The organism is Bradyrhizobium sp. LA6.8 (assembly GCF_040547935.1).
Taxonomy (GTDB): Bacteria; Pseudomonadota; Alphaproteobacteria; order Rhizobiales; family Xanthobacteraceae; genus Bradyrhizobium; species Bradyrhizobium barranii.
Map to the genome: position 1 here is coordinate 135,279 of NZ_JBEPQQ010000006.1, position 19,106 is coordinate 154,384.

Genomic DNA, 19,106 nt, shown 5'->3' on the forward strand with positions numbered 1-19,106 from the left:
CTCTCTTCAGCTCGCGGTGATGATGGTGCCGACATGCTCGCCCGCAAGCGCGCGGGTGAGATTGCCGGGGACGAGGCCGTTGATGATCTGCACCTGCCGGACATGGCGCGCCGAGGTGAGGAGATCGAGCACCGGGAATTCGAGGATCGAATCCTGTAGGCCCTTGGCCTTCATCTCCGCCACCGAGATCTTCGGGATGAAGGTCGCGTTCTTCGACGTCTTCGGGTTCGCGGTGTAGAGGCCGTTCTCGTCCTTCACATAGATCATCGCTTTGCAGCCGAACTGCTCGGCGACGAGGAAGCATCCGGCGTCGGTCCGGTAAGGCGGAATCACGCCCTCGGCCGCGGGCCGCATCCACAGGCTATAGGGCGGCATGCCGCTGAAGATCACCGCACTCACCTCGGCGAGGAACAGCGGCACGGACGACAGCCCGGCGCTGGAGACGGCGGAGATACCGTGCTTGGCCAGCAGCTGCCCGAGCATCGCGGCGTTCTGGTCGGCGACGGAAGCCCCGAGCTGCGACAGCACGCCGGCGGGCAGGCGGAGCCCGGCCGCGATCGAATACAGATGCCGCGCACGGGTGCCGGCGCCGGTTCCGATCAGGAGCTTGTGCGCCTTGCGGGCGGCGACGATCTCTTCGACGATTGGATAGACCGCGGCACGGCCGCGATCGATCATGCTCTGGCCGCCGATCTTGATGACGGTTGCATCGGGGAGGATGCGGAAGTCCGCTGCCTTCTCCGCTGCGGCCACAAGCTGTGGGTCGGTGAGCGAGCGCTGCATCAGCAGCCCCTCGAGCTCCGTGATCGTGTTCGACATCCGAGACATCCTCTCGTTTTCTGATGCAGTCTCTGCGGCGGACCCTTCAGCCTCGACCGCGAATCTTGCCGCACACTTCAGTCCATGGCAACAAGGTGGCCGCGATTTAGCGGCCAAACATGGAGCAGGCAATGGCCCCGTTGCCACTTGCGAACACCGAGATCGTGCAATTCTTCCGCGCGTGGTTGGATACCTTCTCAGGCTATGTCCGCGAGGTCGACTACGCCTCGGCGCGGCCGCTGTTTCACCCGGACGTGCTCGCTTTCGGCACGCATAACGACGTCATCCCGGGGCTCGACCAGTGGGTTACGACGCAATGGAATAACGTCTGGCCGAAGACGACCGACTTCCGCTTCGTCCTCGACCAGGTCTCGATCCTGGCATCCCCCGACGGCACGATGGCGACGGTGGTCGTGCCGTGGACGAGCACGGGCTACCATCCCGATGGCAGCGCGTTTCCGCGCCCCGGCCGCGCGACGATGGTGTTTTCAAAAAATGGCGACAGCTGGCTGTGCGTGCATTCGCACATGTCGCTCAATCGCGGTGTGCCGCAGGCAAGCCACGCCAATCGGCCGGTGAAGGCCTGGTAGAAATGCAAAAGGCCCCGGACATGTCCGGGGCCTTTCAATTTCCAGATGTCGTTCAGCCTACTCCGGCTGGCCGATGCTCACCTTCAGCGTGCCGACACCGTCGACGCCGCATTCGAGCTTGTCGCCCGGCTGGAGCTGCGACACGCCGGCCGGCGTGCCCGTCATGATGATGTCGCCGGCGGCGAGCTTCACCTGCTGGGAGAGCTGCCAGATGATCTCGGGCACGTTCCAGATCAGCTCGGTGAGATCGCCCTTCTGGGCTTCCTTGCCGTTGACGGTCAGCCAGATCTTGCCCTTGGCGGGATGGCCGATCTTCGAGGCCGGCTGCACTGCGGAGCAGGGCGCAGAGCCGTCGAACGACTTGCCGATCTCCCAGGGGCGCTCCTTCTTGCGCGAGGCGATCTGGAGGTCGCGGCGGGTGAGGTCGATGCCGACGGCATAGCCGTAGACATGGTCGAGTGCCTTGTCGGCGGGGATGTTGAGGCCGCCGCTCTTCATCGCGACGATCAGCTCGACCTCGTGATGCAGATCCTTGGTCAGCGGCGGATAGGGAATGGTGGCGCCGTCGGGCACCAGCATGTCGGCGTGCTTGGCGAAGAAGAACGGCGGGGCGCGCTCGTCGTTGCCCATCTCGCGGATGTGCTCGAGATAGTTGCGGCCGACGCACCAGATGCGGCGCACCGGGTAACGGCCGCTCTCTCCGACGACGGGAAGCGAAGCCTGGGGCGGAAGCGGGATGACGTAGGAGGCGGCGTTCATGGAGCGATCTCGCTGCTCTTGAGGTTGATGAGGAACTCTATGCGGTTGCGCTGATCGGCGCCAGAGCGCCGGCGTCGTGATGTTGCAGGCGGAAGAACGAGGCGTAGCGACCGGAGCTGCGGAGCAATTCGTCGTGCCGGCCCTGTTCGACGATCTCGCCGCCCTCGACCACCAGGATCGCATCGGCGTGCATGATGGTGTGCAGGCGGTGCGCGATCACGATGGTGGTGCGGTTCTGGCAGAGATGCTCGATCGCCTCCTGCACCTGCCGCTCGGACTCGGAATCAAGCGCGGCGGTGGCCTCGTCCAACAGGATGATCGGCGCGTTCTTGATCAGCGCGCGCGCCACCGCGATGCGCTGGCGCTGGCCACCGGAAAGCTGCGTGCCGTGCTCGCCGACCGGCGTATCGTAGCCGAGCGGGAAGCTCATGATGAAATCATGCGCGCAGGCGGCTTTCGCGGCATCAATGATTTGCTCTTCGGTCGCGCCGGGCTTGCCGAAGGCGATGTTGCTGCGGATGGTGTCGCGGAACAGATACACGTCCTGGCCGACATAGGCGGTCTGCGCGCGCAGCGATTTGCGCGAGACCGCGCCGATCGACTGGCCGTCGATCACGATGTCGCCTTGCGTCACCTCGTAGAAGCGCAGCAGCAGCCCCAGCACGGTCGATTTGCCGCCGCCGGAGGGGCCGACCAGGGCGGTGACTTTTCCGGGCTCGGCAACGAAGGACATGCGGTTGAGGACGGTCTCGCCGGTCCGGTAGGAGAAGCTGACGTCGCGCAGCTCGATCTTCGCTTCGGACAGCTTCAGCGCCGGCTTGTCGTCGTCGGAATGTTCGCTCGCCGGGCTGTCGACGACCTCGAGCAGCATGCGGGCGCCGACGAGCTGGCTGTTGAGGTCGATGTTGAGCCGCGCCAGCCGCTTGGCCGGCTCGGTTGCCATCAGGAACGCGGTCATGAAGGAGAAGAACGCGCCGGGCGTGGCGTTGAGCGCAACCACGCTGTAGCCGCCGTAGAGCAGGCAGCCGGCGACCGCGAAGCCGCCGAGCATTTCCATCAGCGGGTTGGAGCGGTTGGCGACGCGGGCCATCTTGTTGGCGTTGCGCTCGACGATCGCGATGTTCTCGTCGATGCGCTTCTGCATCGTGTCTTCGAGCGTGAATGCCTTCACCGTGCGGATGCCCTGGAGCGATTCCTGCATCGTCTCCAAGATGTCGGCGGTGCCGGTGAACTGGTTGAAGGCGAGGCCCTTGATGCGCTTGACCAGCTTGCGCAGCACCAGCATCGCCGGCGGCACCACGACGAGGCCGATGAACGACATCACCGGGTCCTGCCACACCATCACGCCGATCATCGCGAGCAGCATCATGAGGTCGCGTCCGACAGCGTTGACCAGCATGTTAAGCACGTCGGTGATGGATTTGGCGCCGGCCGTCAGCCGCGCCAAAAATTCCGACGAATGCCGTTCGGAGAAGAAGCCGACGCTCTCGCGCATCAGCTTGGCGAACAGCTGGCGCTGGTTGGTGGCGAGGATCGCGTTGGAGATCTTGGTCAGGATCACCATGTGGCCGTAGGTCGCCACGCCCTTGATGAACAGCAGGATCACCGTGATGCCCGAGAACATCGCGATGCCCGGGATGTTCTTGTCGACATAGGCTTGGTTGATGACCTGGCCGAGCACGTAGGTCGCGCCCGCGGTCGATCCGGCGGCAAGCGCCATCAGCGCGAAGGCGACGAGGTAACGCCGCCAGTAGATGATCCCCTGTTCCGTGACCAGGCGGCGAATCAGGATTGCCGCCGTATAGGGATCGTCGGTGATTTTCTTTGGAAACTGGGCCATCCGGTGTCCATTGACGGGGCAAGGAAAAGCCTGCCCGCGCGTCAGGGATCGAAGGGCCTCTGTGCCCGCTAAAGCCGCGCTTTTCAAGCCCAATTAAGGGCTTGCGCTGGGATGGAATCTAGGCCGAGACGGCGTGGCGGAGCTCGCCATGGCGCTCGCGGAACAACTTGTCCTCCCAGGCCAGCGCGTGGGCCGCAATGGTCTCGAGGTCGTCGTATTGCGGCTTCCAGTCGAGCAGGCCGCGGATGCGGCTGGTGTCGGCAACCATGGTCATGATGTCGCCGGGCCGGCGCGGGGCGTATTGCACGGCGAAGCTGCGCCCCGAAACCCGGCGCACCGCGTCGATGGTTTGCAGCACCGAATAGCCGCGGCCATAGCCGCAATTCAGCGTCGTCGAGGCGCCGCCATTGCGCAGGTAAGCGAGTGCCGAGCGATGGGCCTGCGAGAGGTCCGAGACGTGGATGAAGTCGCGGATGCAGCTGCCGTCCTGGGTCGGATAGTCGGTGCCGAACACGTCGATCTTGGCGCGCTGGCCGGTCGCGGCCTCGACCGCGATCTTGAGCAGATGCGTGGCGCCGACGGTGGCCAGCCCGATGCGCGCCTGCGGATCGGCGCCGGCGACGTTGAAATAGCGCAAGGTCACGTATTGCATGCCGTAGGCGGCGGCGACGTCGTGCAGCATGATCTCGGTCATCAGCTTCGACGAGCCGTAGGGCGACAGCGGCCGCGTCGGCGCGTGCTCGGGCACCGGTACCAGGTCCGGATTGCCGTAGACGGCCGCGGTCGAGGAGAAGATGAAACGGCTGATGCCGCGCTTGACGGCGACGTTGAGCAAATTGCGCGCGGTCATGAAGTTGTTGCGGTAGTAGCCGAGCGGATCGCGCATCGACTCCGGCACGACGACGGAGCCCGCGAAATGGATGATGCTCTCGATGTTGTGCTGGGCGATCACGCCTTCGACCAGGTTCTCGTCGCCGGCGTCGCCAATGAACAGCGGCACGCCCTCGGGCAGATAGGCCGAGAAACCGGTGGAGAGATCGTCGATCACGACGACGTCCTCGCCGGCTTCCGCCAGCGCCAGGACCGTGTGACTTCCGATATAGCCGGCGCCGCCGGTGACTAGCACAGTCATGATCTCACCCGTCTTCGATCAACGCGCCACGTTAACGTTTGCGCGGTGAAGAGGGGGTTTCGGCAGCCCTGAACTGGTCACTATGCTTAATGTTGCGTATAGGGGGCTTCCGTAACGGAGCATGACGTGGCGAATTCCCCCGGCGATCTCGAAGTGATCGTGCCAAATCTGCACAGGCGCTATTCCGGGGTCACCGCGACCAACCGGATGGTGGCGCCACGGCTGGCAAAGCTCTATCGCGCGGCGTGGTTCGGCTCGGACGCGCCGGAGGGGATTTCGCGACTGAGCGCTGCCGATTTCCTCAGGCTATGGGGCCGCAAGACGCCATTGATCTGGCATGCGCGGCGCAACAACGAGATGATCGCGGGCGTGCTCCTGCGCGCGCTCGGCTGGCCATTGAAACTCGTGTTCACGTCGGCAGCGCAGCGCCATCACAGCTGGATCACGCGCTGGCTGATCCGGCGCATGGACGCGATCATCGCGACTTCAGACATCTCGGCCTCGTTCCTGAAGGTGAAGGCGACGGTGATCCCGCATGGCGTCGACACTGATGTCTATGCGCCGCCGCCAGATCGCGCCGTGGCCTTCGCGGAAGCCGCGCTGCCGGGCCGCTATGCGATCGGCTGCTTCGGTCGTGTGCGCGCGCAGAAGGGCACGGATGTGTTCGTCGATGCGATGTGCGGGCTGCTGCCGCGCTATCCGGATTTCACCGCAGTCATCGTCGGACAGGTCACGCCGGAGCAGACTCCCTTTGCGAACGATCTGAAGAAACGGATCGAGGCCGCCGGCCTGCAGTCGCGCATCGTCATCACCGGTGAACTGCCGATCGAAGCGGTGCAGCGCTGGTACCAGCGGCTGACGATCTACGCCTTCACCTCGCGCAACGAAGGTTTTGGTTTGACGCTGATCGAGGCGATGGCGGCCGGCAGCGCGCTCGTCGCCACGCGCGCCGGTGCGGCCGCGCTCGTGGTCGAGGACGGCTCGACAGGTGTGCTGATCCCGACTGGTGACGCTGATGCGTTGGCCGCCGCGCTCGAACCGCTGATGCGCGACCCGGACGCCGCGCTCGCCATGGGCGCGCGGGGGCGGGCACGGGTGCTGGCGAAGTTCAGCCTCGATGCCGAAGCGGCGCGGATCGGCGACGTTTATCGACCGCTGCTCTGAACTGCCGCTTTCGCGACCGCAAACAAAAATCTCGAAAACAACCCCATGCAAAGTAGCCGGTGCCAGCGGAATCAACGGGTTGACGGCCGGTGCGATGCGTTGCGGATTTTACGAGGCCGTTTGACACGTCGGGCAAAACAGCGGCACGATGTCATCATCGGCCGCAGTTGCGATACCCGGATCATCCATCCAGGTTCCTTCAAACCGTCGCGGTCGACTTCACATTGGGCAGCGCACATACGGCATTTGCACTGGCACCGGCTCCTTGGAGCTGAGTGTGATATTATTCTCTCCGGAGAATGTCAGGTCGAATGCGACGTCTGAAATCGAGACGCCGTCCGAGCACGACGCGATTATTCGCATATTCGGCCCGTCATCGCGCAACGATTTGACCGTGCATTTTTCAAATGTGCCGGTGACTTGCCTTCCCTGGACGATTAAACCGCCCGCGTGGAGATCAGCATCTTTCTTGAAGGCAAGCCTGTTGTTCTCTTTGGTGAATATTTGGCCACAGGCCGAGGCGTCGATTGTCCAAGCTCCGTTCAAATCCGCAGCCTGAATCGAGGCCGATTGCGTCACGAGAAGTACCAACGTCACCAAAGGATTGAAGGTCCTCATGAAACTCTCCGACTAAATGGTCAATACTGCCAAATCAGCCTCTTCGACGCCGATGGGGGCGCAGCAAGACGCGCCTTCGTATCGGTCTTGAGCAGTATTTGGGTGCGGCGAACTGGCGAAGCTGTTGTTGATCTAAGTCAATAGGCTCTGCAGAGCGCTCGTCTGCTTGAGGCAAAGCGCAGCGTAGCGTGATGACGAGTGCGATCTGTCAGAGCTGGAAAGGCCGCCGCATTTGTCCGGCGGCCTCCGCGCTTGAGTGGCTTGCGGGGCGGCGCCCCAGCTAGAGATCGATGCTAACGGCGATGTTGCGGCCCTGTAGTTGGGAAATCTTCATTCCGTCAGCCTGCACTTGCGCGAACTCCGGGTCGTTTGCCACGGCTTCCTGCACTTTGCCGTAAACTTCCCAATTGGAATAGCGCGTCGCAACCAGCAACTCTCCTGCCCACTGGCCAGTGTGGAAGCGGGAGAGCCGAAGAAATTCGGCGCCGTGTTTCTCAAAGATTTTCTTCGCCTGCCTGACGATCTTGATCATTTCCTCGGGCTTGTCGGTCTTGAAGCGAGTGAATTGAACGATCGGCATGGGGCTACCTCCATAACTGTGTAAAATGTCCAAGAGGCATGTATCGAGCGACGTTTGAGGAGCGAACCTCTTGTTCGAATCTCGATGACGATTCGTCTTTGTCGACGTGATCTTGGTTCAGCCTTCACAAGCGGCAGCGACGCAGCCTTATCCCGCGAATGAACTGACAACGTCACTGACTAAAGCTGGCGGACGGAAAGACCTGCTGTTGGATTCGCTGCCAGTTGCCCGACCAACGCATGGCGTCAATGAGTTCACACTCCGAGCACCCGCTGCGCGATCGCCACGACCTCGGAAGCCGCGATATCCCGCATGCAGCGGTGGTCGTTCATCTTGCAGATAGTGCTCTGGCAGGGCTGGCATGAGAGCACGCTCTTGTCCTGGACCACGGTCGCGGCGAGGCCGTTGAGGGGAGCCCAGAGATAGGGGCTGGTCGGGCCGAAAATGCCCATGGTGGGCGTGCCGAGCGCGGCTGCGATGTGCATCAGGCCGGAATCGTTGGAGATGGCGACGCCGGCCGCGGCCATGGCAAGGACGCCGTTGCGCAGATCGGTGCCGGTGAGGTCCCGCACGCCTGGGCCGCCGGCGGCGACGATCTCCTGGGCGAGGCCCTTTTCGGCGGGGCCGCCGACCACCCAGACCTCCAGGCCGCGCTCGGCCAGCAGGCGGGCAGCCTCCGGATAGTAGGTCCAGCGCTTTGAGACGCCGACTGAGCCGGGAGCCAGCGCGACCGCCGCCCCGGCGCTGAGGCCATTGGCCTGCCGCCAGCGGACGATGTCCTCGGCCGGGACCCGCAATTGCGGCACCGGCCATTCCGGGGGCAGGGGGGCGCCATCGGGCTGGGCCAGGGCGGCGTTCTTGTCGATGAAGCGGGGTAGCTTCTTCTCGCCCCAGCGCCAGCGGTTGAGCAGGCCGAACCGGAACTCGCCGACGAAGCCGACCCTTTCCGGAATCCCGGCCAGGGCGGGCGCGATGGCCGCCTTCCAGGTCCGGGGCAGCACCAGAGCTGTCCCGTAATTCCGCTCGCGCAGGAGCTTCGCCAGGCCGAACTGGCGACCCACGGCGAGCCGGCTGCGCGGCAGGTCCCACACGATGCCATCGCGCACGCCGGGCATGTAGTCGACCAGGGGGGCGCAGAGGGAGGTGGTGAGGAGATCGACCGGCCGGTTGGGCCAGCGTTCGTTCAGGACCCGGACAACGGTGTGATTCCGGACGAAATCGCCGATCCACATATAGGGGACGATCAGGATCGGGCGTGTGTCGCTCCGATCTGCATCTCGACCAAATTGCGAATCTTGGTTCATTGGTTAATAGGACCGGGAACGTGCTGATGTGGCGGTTCGGTTACCCGCTCCGGACCTGCAGGTAAAGCCGGGACAGCGCCGATCCCAAAACCGCTTACACTTTGGCGGATCATGCGCTAGGGCAGGACCGGGCCGTGAAAATCGGGCAGGGCAAAACCTGGCAGGGTAGGTGGAATGTTGCTGGTGACCGGTGGGGCCGGTTTTATCGGATCGAATGTCGTCGCCGCGCTGAACGAGACCGGTCGCAGCGATGTCGTCGTCTGCGATCTCCTCGGGACTGAGGGCAAGTGGCGAAACCTCGCCAAGCGCCAGCTTGTGGATATCGTCCCGCCGGCCGAGCTGCTCGACTGGCTGAAGGGCCGCAAGCTCGACGCCGTGATCCATCTCGGGGCGATTTCCGAGACCACCGCGACCGACGGCGACCTCGTGATCGAGACCAATTTTCGCCTGTCGATGCGTCTGCTGGACTGGTGCACGGCGGATGCGGTGCCGTTCATCTACGCCTCGTCGGCCGCGACCTATGGCGATGGTGCCGACGGTTTTGACGACGACGCCTCGCTGTCGGCATTGAAGAAGCTGCGGCCGATGAATCTCTACGGCTGGAGCAAGCACCTGTTCGATCTCACGGTCGCCGAGCGCGTCGCGCGCGGCGAGAAGCTGCCGCCGCAATGGGCCGGCCTGAAATTCTTCAACGTGTTCGGCCCCAACGAATACCACAAGGGCTCCATGATGAGCGTGCTGGCGCGCCGCTTCGATGATGTGAGGGCGGGCCGTGTCGTGCAATTGTTCAAGTCGCACCGCGAGGGCATCGCCGACGGCGATCAGCGCCGCGATTTCATCTATGTCGACGACGTCGTCCGCGTCGTCATGTGGCTGCTTGCGACGCCGTCGGTGTCCGGTCTCTTCAACGTCGGCACCGGCAAGGCGCGCAGCTTCAGGGATCTGATGCTCGCTGCCTATGCCGCGCTCGGCACCAGGCCCAACATCGAATATGTCGACATGCCCGAGCAGATCCGCGGCAGCTATCAATACTTCACCCAGAGCGAGGTCGATCGCCTGCACCGCGCCGGCTATAACGGCGGCTTCACGACGCTCGAGGATGCGGTGAAAGCCTATGTCGGCGATTATCTCGACCGGCCAGACCGCTTCCGCTGAGGCTTCAAGGACCATGCCGACCCCCATTCTCGATTTCGACGCTCTCGCGCAAGCCATCGCAGACCGTACGGTGCTGTGCATCGGCGACATCATGCTGGACGAGTTCGTCTATGGCGAGGTGTCGCGGATCTCTCCGGAAGCGCCGGCGCCTGTGATCGCCGCCCAGCGCAGCGAGATCCATATCGGCGGCGCCGGCAATGTCGCGCGCAATATCGCCTCCCTCGGGGCGCGCTGCATCTTCGTCGGCCTCGTCGGCGAGGACGATGCGGGCAAGCGGCTCGAAGCGGCACTTGCGGAGCATGCCGGCATCGAAAGCGCGCTGGTGTGCGATCCGTCGCGGCCGACCACGCGAAAAGTCCGCTTCGTCTCCGAGCATTTTTCCACGCACATGCTGCGCGCGGATTGGGAGCAGGCGGTGCCTGCCTCCGACGACATCGAGACCAGGCTGATCGACGCAATCCTGCCGCAGATCGCGCGCGCCGACATCGTGCTGCTCTCCGACTACGCCAAGGGCGTGCTGACCGCGCGCGTGATCCGCCACACCATCGACGCCGCGCGAACGCTAGGCAAGCCCGTGATCGTCGATCCCAAGAGCCTGAACTGGGCGATCTATCGCGGCGCCACGCTGCTCACGCCCAATCGCAAGGAATTTTCGGAGGCGACCCGCAGCCGCGCCGACACGCCGCAGAGCATCGTCGATGCCAGCGAGGACGTGATGCGGCTCGCCGATTGCGAGGCGATCCTGGTCACGCAGGGCGAGCACGGCATGACGCTGGTGCCGCGCAATGGCGAAGCCGTTCACGTTCCGGCTGTCCCCGTGAAGGTGCGCGACGTCTCCGGCGCCGGTGACACCGTCGCCGCGGCGCTTGCGGTGTCGCTCGCGGCGGGTGCGGACTGGGACACGGCCTTGCGGATGGCCAATGCGGCCGCTGCCGTCGCCGTCGGCAAGCAAGGCACGGCCAGCGTGAGCGCGGCCGAGCTGCGGCGGAAGATCCTTCCGCATGCTTATCTCGCGGCCGAGGAGAAGATCGTGCTCGAGCCTGATACGCTCGACGCACAGCTCGCGGAATGGCGCCGGCAGGACCTGCGCGTCGGCTTCACCAATGGCTGCTTCGACATCCTGCATCCCGGCCACGTCAAGGTGTTGACCGCGGCGCGCAGAGCCTGCGATCGCCTGATCGTCGGCCTCAACAGCGATGCCTCGGTGCGGCGGCTGAAGGGCGCCGATCGTCCGGTTCAGGACGAGCGGGCGCGTGCGGAAGTGCTCGCGGCGCTCGAAGCCGTCGATCTCGTCGTCATCTTCGAGGAGGATACGCCGATCGATTTGATCACCCGGATCAAGCCGAGCGCGCTGGTGAAGGGGGGCGACTACACCCGCGAGCAGGTGGTTGGCCACGAGGTCGTCGAGGCCGCCGGCGGAATCGTCGTGCTGGTCGACATCCTCCAGGGCTTCAGCACGACCGCGCTGGTCCATCGCGCGCGGGGAGGGGGCAAGTGACGGACCAAGCGACGACGCTCGCCCGGGAGACGACCGCCCAGATGCTGTGGCGGCGCTTTCGCAGCCCGGCGGCGTGGTGCGAGACGGCCGACCTGTTCGCGATCCTGACCGTGGCCTCGCTGCCCTGGTCGACCTCGCTCGCGGCGATCTTCAACGCTCTGTTCCTAGTCTGCATGGTGCCGTTTCTCGACGTCCGCGCATTCCTGCAATCGCTGAAGCGCCCCATCGCGGCCGCGCCGATCGCGCTGGTCCTGCTCGCGCTGGTGGGCACGCTGTGGTCGGATGCGGCCTGGGGCGCGCGCGTCTATGCGGTCAACCCGACCGTCAAGTTGCTCGTGCTGCCGGTCTTCCTCTATCATTTCGAGCGCTCGTCGCGCGGGCACTGGATGTTCATCGCGTTCCTGGTGTCCTGCGCGCTGCTCTCGGTGATGTCGTGGCTGGTGGCCTTCTATCCCAACCTGACGCTCAAGCCCGATCACCTCGAGCGCGGCATCTTCGTCAAGAACTACATCGACCAGAGCCAGGAATTCGCGCTGTGCGCGGTCGCGCTCGCCTATCCCATCGTGATGCTGCTGCGCGAGAAGCGCTATTGGTTCGCGGGACTATTGATCGCGCTGGCTCTGAGCTTCTTCGTCAACATGGCCTTCGTGGTGGTGTCGCGCACCGCGCTGGTCACCGTTCCGATCATGTTCGGCGTGTTCGCACTGCTGCACCTGCGCTGGCGCAGCATCGCGATCATCTCGGCCGCTCTGCTCGCCGGCGCCGCTCTCGCCTGGCAGGCCTCGCCGCAATTGCGCAAGACCGCGGACACCTTCGCCAGCGACTACACGCGCTATGTCGAAAAGGGCGAGCCGACCTCGCTGGGCCTGCGGCTCGAATTCTGGCGGAAATCGCTCGGCTTCTTCGCGGAGGCGCCGATCAAGGGGCACGGCACCGGCTCGACGCGTGGGTTGTTCGAGCAGGTCAAGACCGGCAGCGGCTACCAGGCCTCCGCCGAGGTGATCGGCAATCCGCATAACCAGACGCTCAATGTCGCCGTGCAATGGGGCGTCATCGGCATCGCCGTTCTCTACGCGACCTGGATCCTGCATCTCCTGTTGTTCCGCGGCGATGGGCTGGCCCATTGGGTTGGCCTGCTGGTCGTGGTGCAGAACGTCTTCACCTCGCTGTTCAACTCCCATCTGTTCGACTTCCACGAGGGCTGGATGTATGTCATCGGCGTCGGCGTTGCCGGCGGCATGGTGATCCGGGCCAGACGCGTCGATGCGAAGGTGGGGGAAGCTGGTTCCTGAACGGCCGCGGCTGGCAAGTCTTGTACTGGCAAGTCTTGTCGAGATGGGCTATCAGCGCGGTCAGGTTGCATCTAACTGGGATTTCATCGGTCGGCGGATGACGCGTCTTTCGCATCTCACCTTGCGCAATTTCCTGATCGCGCTCCACGACCTGCTGGCGACCACGGCGGCGCTGTTCGCAGCCTTCTACCTGCGTTTCGAGGGCGGCGACGGCTTCTTCGATCGCTTGCCGCTGCTGTTCCAGATCCTGCCCTACTTCCTCGCCTTCAGCGTGGTCGTGTTCTTCGTCTTCAACCTGACCACGACGAAATGGCGCTTCATCTCGCTGCCTGACGCGCTGAACATCATCCGGGTCGCGACCGTGCTGACGGTTGCCCTCCTGGCGCTCGACTACATCTTCGTCGCCCCCAACGTCCGCGGCGCCTTCTTCCTCGGCAAGGTGACGATCGTCCTCTACTGGTTCCTCGAGATCGCCTCCCTCAGCGCGTTGCGCATGGCCTATCGCTATTTCCGCTATACGCGGGTGCGGCGGCATGCGAGGGGCGAGGATGCCGCGCCGACGCTGCTGATCGGCCGCGCCGCGGATGCCGAGGTGCTGCTGCGCGGCATCGAGAGCGGGGCGATCAAGCGCATCTGGCCGGTGGGCGTGCTGTCGCCGTCGAGATCCGATCGCGGCCAGTTCATCCGCAACGTGCCGGTGCTGGGCGACTTCGACGACATCGAGGACGTCGTCGGCGACTTCGCCAAACGCGACAAGCCGATCGCACGCCTGGTGATGACGCCGTCCGCGTTCGAGCCGGATGCTCATCCGGAATCGATCCTGATGCGCGCGCGCAAGCTGGGCGTGATCGTCAACCGCATGCCCTCGCTGGAGAGCGGCGACGCGCCGCGCCTCACGGCCGTCGCGGTCGAGGATCTCCTGCTGCGGCCGAGCGAAAAGATCGACTATGCGCGGCTCGAAGCGCTGATCAAGGGCAAGGCTGTCATCGTCACCGGCGGCGGCGGATCGATCGGGTCCGAGATCTGCGAGCGCGTCGTCGTCTTCGGCGCCGCGCGCCTCCTGATCGTGGAAAATTCCGAGCCGGCGCTCTATGCGGTCACGGAAGCGCTCGCTGCGCACGCCGCGGCGGCCGCGATCGAAGGGCGAATCGCCGACATCCGCGACCGCGAGCGCATCATCCGCCTGATGGCGGAGTTCAAGCCGGACATCGTGTTCCATGCCGCCGCGCTCAAGCACGTGCCGATCCTGGAGCGCGACTGGAGCGAGGGCGTCAAGACCAACATCTTCGGCTCGATCAACGTTGCCGATGCGGCGCACGGCGCCGGCGCCGAAGCCATGGTGATGATCTCGACCGACAAGGCGATCGAGCCGGTGTCGATGCTCGGCCTCACCAAGCGCTTCGCCGAGATGTACTGCCAGGCGCTGGACCACGATCTTGCCGCAGCTAGCGGCAGTGCCAGGCCGCCGATGCGGTTGATCTCGGTCCGGTTCGGCAACGTGCTGGCGTCGAACGGCTCGGTGGTGCCGAAGTTCAAGGCCCAGATCGAGGCCGGCGGCCCCGTGACGGTGACGCATCCCGACATGGTCCGCTACTTCATGACCATCCGCGAGGCCTGCGATCTCGTCATCACGGCGGCAACGCATGCGCTCGGAACGCAGCGTCCCGACGTCTCGGTCTACGTGCTCAACATGGGCCAGCCGGTGAAGATCGTCGATCTCGCCGAGCGCATGATCCGCCTCTCGGGCCTCCAGCCCGGCTACGACATCGAGATCGTGTTCACCGGCATGCGGCCGGGCGAGCGCCTGCACGAGATCCTGTTCGCCTCCGAGGAGCCGACCCGCGAGATCGGTGTCGCCGGCATCATGGCCGCGCAGCCGAACGAGCCGCCGATGCAGACGCTGCGCAAATGGATCGCGGCGCTGGAGCAGGCGATCGCGCGGGACGATCGGGCCACGATCAAGACCATCCTGAAGGATGCGGTTCCGGAATTCGGGTCGACCGCGGCCTGACCATGCAGTCTCAAGGCAAGATCGTCGTCGCGAGCCAGCACTATCCGCCTGATCCGAGCACGACCGCCGCGATCATGGCAGAGATCGCCTGCCGCGTCGCCGTCGACCACGAGGTCATCGTGCTGTCGGGCTCGCCCGGCGAATTGCCGGCCTCGCAAACCGGCCCGGGCAAGCCGCGCGTAATTGCCATCAAGAACCGGATGGCGGGAAAGGCGGCGCTGGTGCGACGTGGATTGTCCGAGCTGCTGTTCGCGGCGCGCACATTCTTCGCGCTGATCCGGGAGCTTAAGTCAGGTGACGTCGTGGTCACCGTCACCGCGCCGTTCATGCTGCCTTACGCGGTCGCGGCCGCGGCAAGATGCAAGGGCGCGCGCTCGGCGCTGATCATGCACGACCTCTTCCCCGATGTTCTCGTGATGGCGGAAATCCTGAAGCCCGGCTCGTTGGTGACGCGAACGATGCGCGCGGCCAACAGCCTGATGTTCCGCGCGCTCAATGCCGTCATCACCATCGGCCGCGATGCGGAGCGGCCGCTCTTGAGCTATTCCGGCATGACGCGGAACAAGATCCGCTTCATCCCGAACTGGGCGACGCTCGTACCCGCGGCACGTCCCCTGGCGCAGGACAATCCGTTCCGCAAATCGCTTTCCGCGCGATTCATTGTCGGCCTGTCGGGCAATCTCGGCTTCACCCATGATCCGGAGATCGTGTTCGAGGCGGCACGCCTTTTGAAAGACGAGCCGGACATCCACTTCCTGCTGTCCGGCTGGGGTATCGGCTTCAAGCGGCTGAAGCAGTTGCAGGCCGAAGCGAATTTGCCCAATGTGTCCTTCGTGGCGCGGGTCGCGGATGCCGAGCTCGAGGCGTTCCTGGCGGCAGCCAATCTCTGGATCATTCCGTACCGGAAGGACGTGGCGGGGGTGTCGGTGCCGAGCCGGTTCTACAATCTGCTGGCGGTCGGCCGTCCCGTGGCGCTGGTCTCCGAGCCGGAGGCCGAGGCTGCGTTGACGGTGGTGGAGAACGGGCTCGGCTGGGTCGTGACGCCGGGCCGTGCCGATCAGCTCGCCGACGCAATCCGCGCGGCATCCCGCTGCGACGCCGCCGCCATGGCCGAACGCGCGGTGAAGGCGGCAGCGAGATTCGACCGGACGATCGCGATGAACGCCTATGCCGGGCTCATCGACGAATTGTTGCGCAACCCTGATCTGGCGGAGCAACGATGAGCGAGCGGAAACCGGTCGTGCTGGTGACAGGGGCGAGCGGCTTCGTCGGCCGTGACGTCGCGCCTGAGCTCGCGCGCGAGGGATGGTCGGTCCGCCGCGCGGTGCGCAGCCCGGAGGGAATCGAGGACGAGGTCGTGATCGGATCGATCGGGCCCGATACCGATTGGGAGGCGGCGCTCGAAGGCGTCGACGCCGTGGTCCATCTCGCCGCGCGCGTGCATCACAAGCACGAGGAGCACGCGGTCCAGCTCTACCGCAACGTCAACATCGCCGGCACGCTGCACCTGGCGCGCTCCGCGGCAACGGCGGGCGTTCGCCAGTTCATCTTCGTCAGCACCGTTCTCGTGCACGGCCGCAGCAATGATGGCCGCGCGCCGTTCAGCGAAGAGGACATCCTCACGCCGCGTGGCCTCTACGGCATGTCCAAGGCCGCCGCCGAGGCGGGCTTGAGGACGCTGGCGCGCGACAGCGACATGAAGATCTCGGTGATCAGGCCGCCACTGGTCTATGGCGCGGGCGCCAAGGGCAATTTCGCGCTGCTGACGCGTGCGGTGAATCTGGGACTGCCGCTGCCCTTTGGCGCGATCCGCAATCAGCGCGCGTTCCTGGCCGTGCAGAATCTGTCGTCGTTCATCCTGCGCCGGCTGGCTCACCCCGATCCCACGAGCAATTTCGAGATCTTCCTGGTCGCCGACACGGAACAGGTCTCGACGCCCGAATTCATCGAGCGGCTGGCAAAGGCTGCCGGCAAGACCCCGCGGCTGTTCGGCATGCCGCCGGACCTGCTCTCAACGCTGCTCAGCGTGATGGGCCGGCAGGATACTCATGACAGCCTGATCGGCTCGCTCGAGCTCAACCTCGCCAAGGCAATGGCGACCGGCTGGCAGCCGCAGGTCTCCCTCGACGAGGGCCTGCGGCTCGCACTGTCGGCTCAGGACGCCTGAGGGCGGGAGAAGCGGCGCAGGACGAATCCGATCGCGATCGCGCCCGCGCCGAGCGCGAGCCATGTGACCGAGGTCGAGCTCGCGCGAATGGTGACGATGGCAAGCACAGCCAGCAATAGATTGAGCGCGAACACGTCGCCGATCACGCGGCGGACCGTGAAGCCGTTGTCGGTGGCACGCTGGTAGAAGTGCGAGCGGTGTGCCGACCAGAATTGTTCGCGCCGCGCGATGCGCCGAAACAACGTGACGGTGGAATCCACGAGGTAATAGGCCGGCAGCAGCAGTGCCGCGGCGGGCTGCCCTTGCCAGGCGAGCTCCAGCAGGCACCAGCCGAGCAAGAGTCCGATCGGCAGGCTGCCGACGTCGCCCAAAAACACTTTTGCGACCGGACGGTTGAACGGCGCAAAGCCGAGCATGGCGCCGCACAGCGCCGTGGCGATCAGCGCGGCGGATGGAGAGAGGTCACCCCACCATCCGAGCAACCCGAGCGTGGCCGTTACAGGGACCACCTCCGCCACCGTCATGAGGTCGAGCCCGTCCATGAAATTGACGAGGTTCACGAACCAGACGCCGCCGATGAGAATGAGGGTGCGTTCAACCGCAAGCGGCAGAGCCGGAACGATCCGCAGCGCCTCCGGTGTCGTGAAGACGACGGCGGCCACAGCGCCCGCCTGCAACAGGAGCCGGAGCACGACCGGCAGAGGCCTGACGTCGTCGACGAGCCCAACCAGTGCGATCAGCAGGGCGGAGCCGATCAGAGGCAGCGGAATCGCGCCATGGATCCAGGCGGCCCAGGGCGCCGCGACCAGCAGGGTCGCCGCGATAACCGCGATACCCGCGCCCTGTGGCGTCGGAATGCGATGCGAGGACCGAGCGTTTGGACGCGCCAGCGCATAACGTTGCAGCAGCGGCATGCTCCACCGGGTGATGCACGCCGAAATCGGTGCAGCCAGCACGGCCGGCGCAAGCGCGAACAGCACCAGCCCGGCTGCAACGCCCGGACTCGAGGCGTACATCGTCACTCCGGTACCCCGAGCGACGCCGACCCTTTCGCGGCCTTCTCCGCGCTGAGGATCCAGACCAGGCCGCCGATCGCGCCAACGATGAAGAGCACGGCGCCGAACAGCAGCGAGATGTTGACGCCTTCATTGGCGGAAAGCCCGGCGAAACCGAAGGCCAGGCCCATCGTCGCCTCGCGCACGCCCCAGCCGGCGATCGAGATCGGCATCAGGGTGATTAGCATGATCGGCGGAATGAGGAGGAATGTCTGGCCGAAGCTGACGGGTGCGGCGATCGACTGCACCACGCACCACGCAATGACGACGGCGAGCACGTGAACGAGAAGCGACAGAATTGCGACGATCGGTCCGCGCTTGGCGTTGAAGATCACGCGGTTGGCAATCACGGCGCAGGCGTGGATGTGATGGGTGGCCCACCAGGTCTTCAGCCACGACCATTTCAGCGCGCCGAAGATCAGGAAACCGACGCCGCCCGCGAGCGCGGCGAAATCGACGAGCAGCAGCGCCGAGCGTCCGTGCGGATCGGTGATGAGCTCGTAGCTCCAGGGCAGGCTCGCGACGACGACGATCGCCAGCGCGACGAGGCCGATCGCGCGGTCGACGAAGATCGAGTAGGTGGCCGCGCGCCATCCGGCGCCGGCGCGCGCGACCAGCCACAGCCGGACCGCATCGCCGCCGATCGCGGAGGGCAGCGTCTGGTTGAAGAACGCGCCGATCACGTTGTAGCGCATGGCGCGGCCGAGCTCGAGCGGCGCGCCGCATTCGGCGCTGATCTCGCGCCAGCGGACCACGCCGACGAAGATTTGCAGGAACGTGACCGCGATCGCCACGGCGATCCAGAGCAGGCTGGTCGCGGTGAGGCGCGAAAACAGTTCGGACAGATCGACCTTGCGCAGCGCCAGGTAGAGCAGCGCTCCGGAAATCAGGATTTTGGCCGTCGACAGCAGGATTCGGCGCATCTCGCCCGCATGAACAGGGTTTGCGAAGATTTGAGGCAACCCGACGCGAGGCGTCGAATTCGGCCGCTTTGGTATGGTTTTGGCGCCGATCTTGCAATAGCGCTTATCTGGAGCGGTGATGAATAGCCGCGGGGCTATTGCGACGGCCTCGATACCGCGGCTAAAGAGGCGCCGCGGGGCCGGCTTGGGGACCGCGTGG

17 protein-coding genes are annotated in these 19,106 nt (G+C 65.1%); 8 read left to right on the forward strand and 9 right to left on the reverse strand.

What is annotated here, in order from left to right; all coding sequences use genetic code 11:
- Positions 1-6: 6 nt before the first annotated feature.
- Positions 7-819, reverse strand: coding sequence for an amino acid kinase family protein (locus tag ABIA90_RS27120; protein WP_259256748.1), 813 nt, complete (start codon positions 817-819; stop codon positions 7-9).
- Positions 820-950: 131 nt separating this feature from the next.
- Between ABIA90_RS27120 and ABIA90_RS27125 the strand changes: the two genes are divergently transcribed.
- Positions 951-1,409 (forward strand): YybH family protein, encoded by a 459-nt coding sequence (locus tag ABIA90_RS27125; protein ID WP_354121757.1) that lies wholly within the window; start codon positions 951-953, stop codon positions 1,407-1,409.
- A gap of 57 nt (positions 1,410-1,466) precedes the next feature.
- Here the strand turns inward: ABIA90_RS27125 and ABIA90_RS27130 are convergent, their stop codons facing one another.
- The 3 genes from ABIA90_RS27130 to galE form a co-directional block, all read right to left on the reverse strand.
- Positions 1,467-2,168 (reverse strand): fumarylacetoacetate hydrolase family protein, encoded by a 702-nt coding sequence (locus tag ABIA90_RS27130; RefSeq protein WP_071912070.1) that lies wholly within the window; start codon positions 2,166-2,168, stop codon positions 1,467-1,469.
- A 37-nt stretch (positions 2,169-2,205) separates the two neighbouring features.
- Complete coding sequence (locus ABIA90_RS27135) at positions 2,206-4,008, reverse strand: ABC transporter ATP-binding protein (RefSeq protein ID WP_354121756.1); 1,803 nt, start codon at positions 4,006-4,008, stop codon at positions 2,206-2,208.
- A 118-nt stretch (positions 4,009-4,126) separates the two neighbouring features.
- On the reverse strand, positions 4,127-5,140 hold the full coding sequence (gene galE, locus ABIA90_RS27140) for a UDP-glucose 4-epimerase GalE (protein ID WP_354121755.1): 1,014 nt from the start codon (positions 5,138-5,140) through the stop codon (positions 4,127-4,129).
- Positions 5,141-5,266: 126 nt separating this feature from the next.
- Between galE and ABIA90_RS27145 the strand changes: the two genes are divergently transcribed.
- The gene (locus ABIA90_RS27145) at positions 5,267-6,304 is read left to right on the forward strand and encodes a glycosyltransferase family 4 protein (RefSeq protein ID WP_354121754.1); all 1,038 of its coding nucleotides are present in this window, start codon (positions 5,267-5,269) and stop codon (positions 6,302-6,304) included.
- 219 nt (positions 6,305-6,523) lie between these two features.
- Here ABIA90_RS27145 and ABIA90_RS27150 read toward each other — a convergent pair whose 3' ends face one another.
- The 3 genes from ABIA90_RS27150 to waaF form a co-directional block, all read right to left on the reverse strand.
- Positions 6,524-6,922 (reverse strand): hypothetical protein, encoded by a 399-nt coding sequence (locus tag ABIA90_RS27150; protein ID WP_283017097.1) that lies wholly within the window; start codon positions 6,920-6,922, stop codon positions 6,524-6,526.
- Positions 6,923-7,202: 280 nt separating this feature from the next.
- Positions 7,203-7,502 carry a hypothetical protein gene (locus tag ABIA90_RS27155; protein ID WP_028153513.1) on the reverse strand — a complete coding sequence of 100 codons (300 nt, stop codon included), beginning with the start codon at positions 7,500-7,502 and terminating at the stop codon, positions 7,203-7,205.
- A gap of 254 nt (positions 7,503-7,756) precedes the next feature.
- Positions 7,757-8,806, reverse strand: a complete 1,050-nt coding sequence (gene waaF / locus ABIA90_RS27160; protein ID WP_354121753.1) for a lipopolysaccharide heptosyltransferase II — start codon at positions 8,804-8,806, stop codon at positions 7,757-7,759.
- A gap of 174 nt (positions 8,807-8,980) precedes the next feature.
- Here waaF and rfaD point away from each other — a divergent pair, with 174 nt between their 5' ends.
- From rfaD to ABIA90_RS27190, 6 genes are all read left to right on the forward strand, one after another.
- Positions 8,981-9,961, forward strand: a complete 981-nt coding sequence (rfaD, locus tag ABIA90_RS27165) for an ADP-glyceromanno-heptose 6-epimerase (protein ID WP_354121752.1) — start codon at positions 8,981-8,983, stop codon at positions 9,959-9,961.
- Positions 9,962-9,974: 13 nt separating this feature from the next.
- A complete protein-coding gene (gene rfaE1, locus ABIA90_RS27170) occupies positions 9,975-11,459 on the forward strand; it encodes a D-glycero-beta-D-manno-heptose-7-phosphate kinase (RefSeq protein ID WP_354121751.1) in 1,485 nt (494 codons plus the stop codon).
- A 41-nt stretch (positions 11,460-11,500) separates the two neighbouring features.
- Positions 11,501-12,751: an O-antigen ligase family protein gene (locus ABIA90_RS27175; protein WP_354121845.1), complete on the forward strand. Its 1,251-nt coding sequence runs from the start codon at positions 11,501-11,503 to the stop codon at positions 12,749-12,751.
- 97 nt (positions 12,752-12,848) lie between these two features.
- Entirely contained in the window at positions 12,849-14,762 is a 1,914-nt protein-coding gene (locus ABIA90_RS27180; RefSeq protein WP_354121750.1) for an SDR family NAD(P)-dependent oxidoreductase, read from the forward strand.
- 2 nt (positions 14,763-14,764) lie between these two features.
- The gene (locus ABIA90_RS27185) at positions 14,765-15,985 is read left to right on the forward strand and encodes a glycosyltransferase family 4 protein (RefSeq protein ID WP_354121749.1); all 1,221 of its coding nucleotides are present in this window, start codon (positions 14,765-14,767) and stop codon (positions 15,983-15,985) included.
- Positions 15,982-16,929 (forward strand): NAD-dependent epimerase/dehydratase family protein, encoded by a 948-nt coding sequence (locus ABIA90_RS27190; protein WP_354121748.1) that lies wholly within the window; start codon positions 15,982-15,984, stop codon positions 16,927-16,929. Before ABIA90_RS27185 ends, ABIA90_RS27190 begins: the two co-directional genes overlap by 4 nt.
- Here the strand turns inward: ABIA90_RS27190 and ABIA90_RS27195 are convergent.
- Positions 16,917-17,945, reverse strand: coding sequence for an MraY family glycosyltransferase (locus ABIA90_RS27195; RefSeq protein ID WP_354121747.1), 1,029 nt, complete (start codon positions 17,943-17,945; stop codon positions 16,917-16,919). The genes ABIA90_RS27190 and ABIA90_RS27195 overlap by 13 nt on opposite strands.
- A 2-nt stretch (positions 17,946-17,947) precedes the next feature.
- Entirely contained in the window at positions 17,948-18,907 is a 960-nt protein-coding gene (locus tag ABIA90_RS27200; RefSeq protein WP_354121746.1) for a lysylphosphatidylglycerol synthase transmembrane domain-containing protein, read from the reverse strand.
- Positions 18,908-19,106 lie beyond the last annotated feature (199 nt).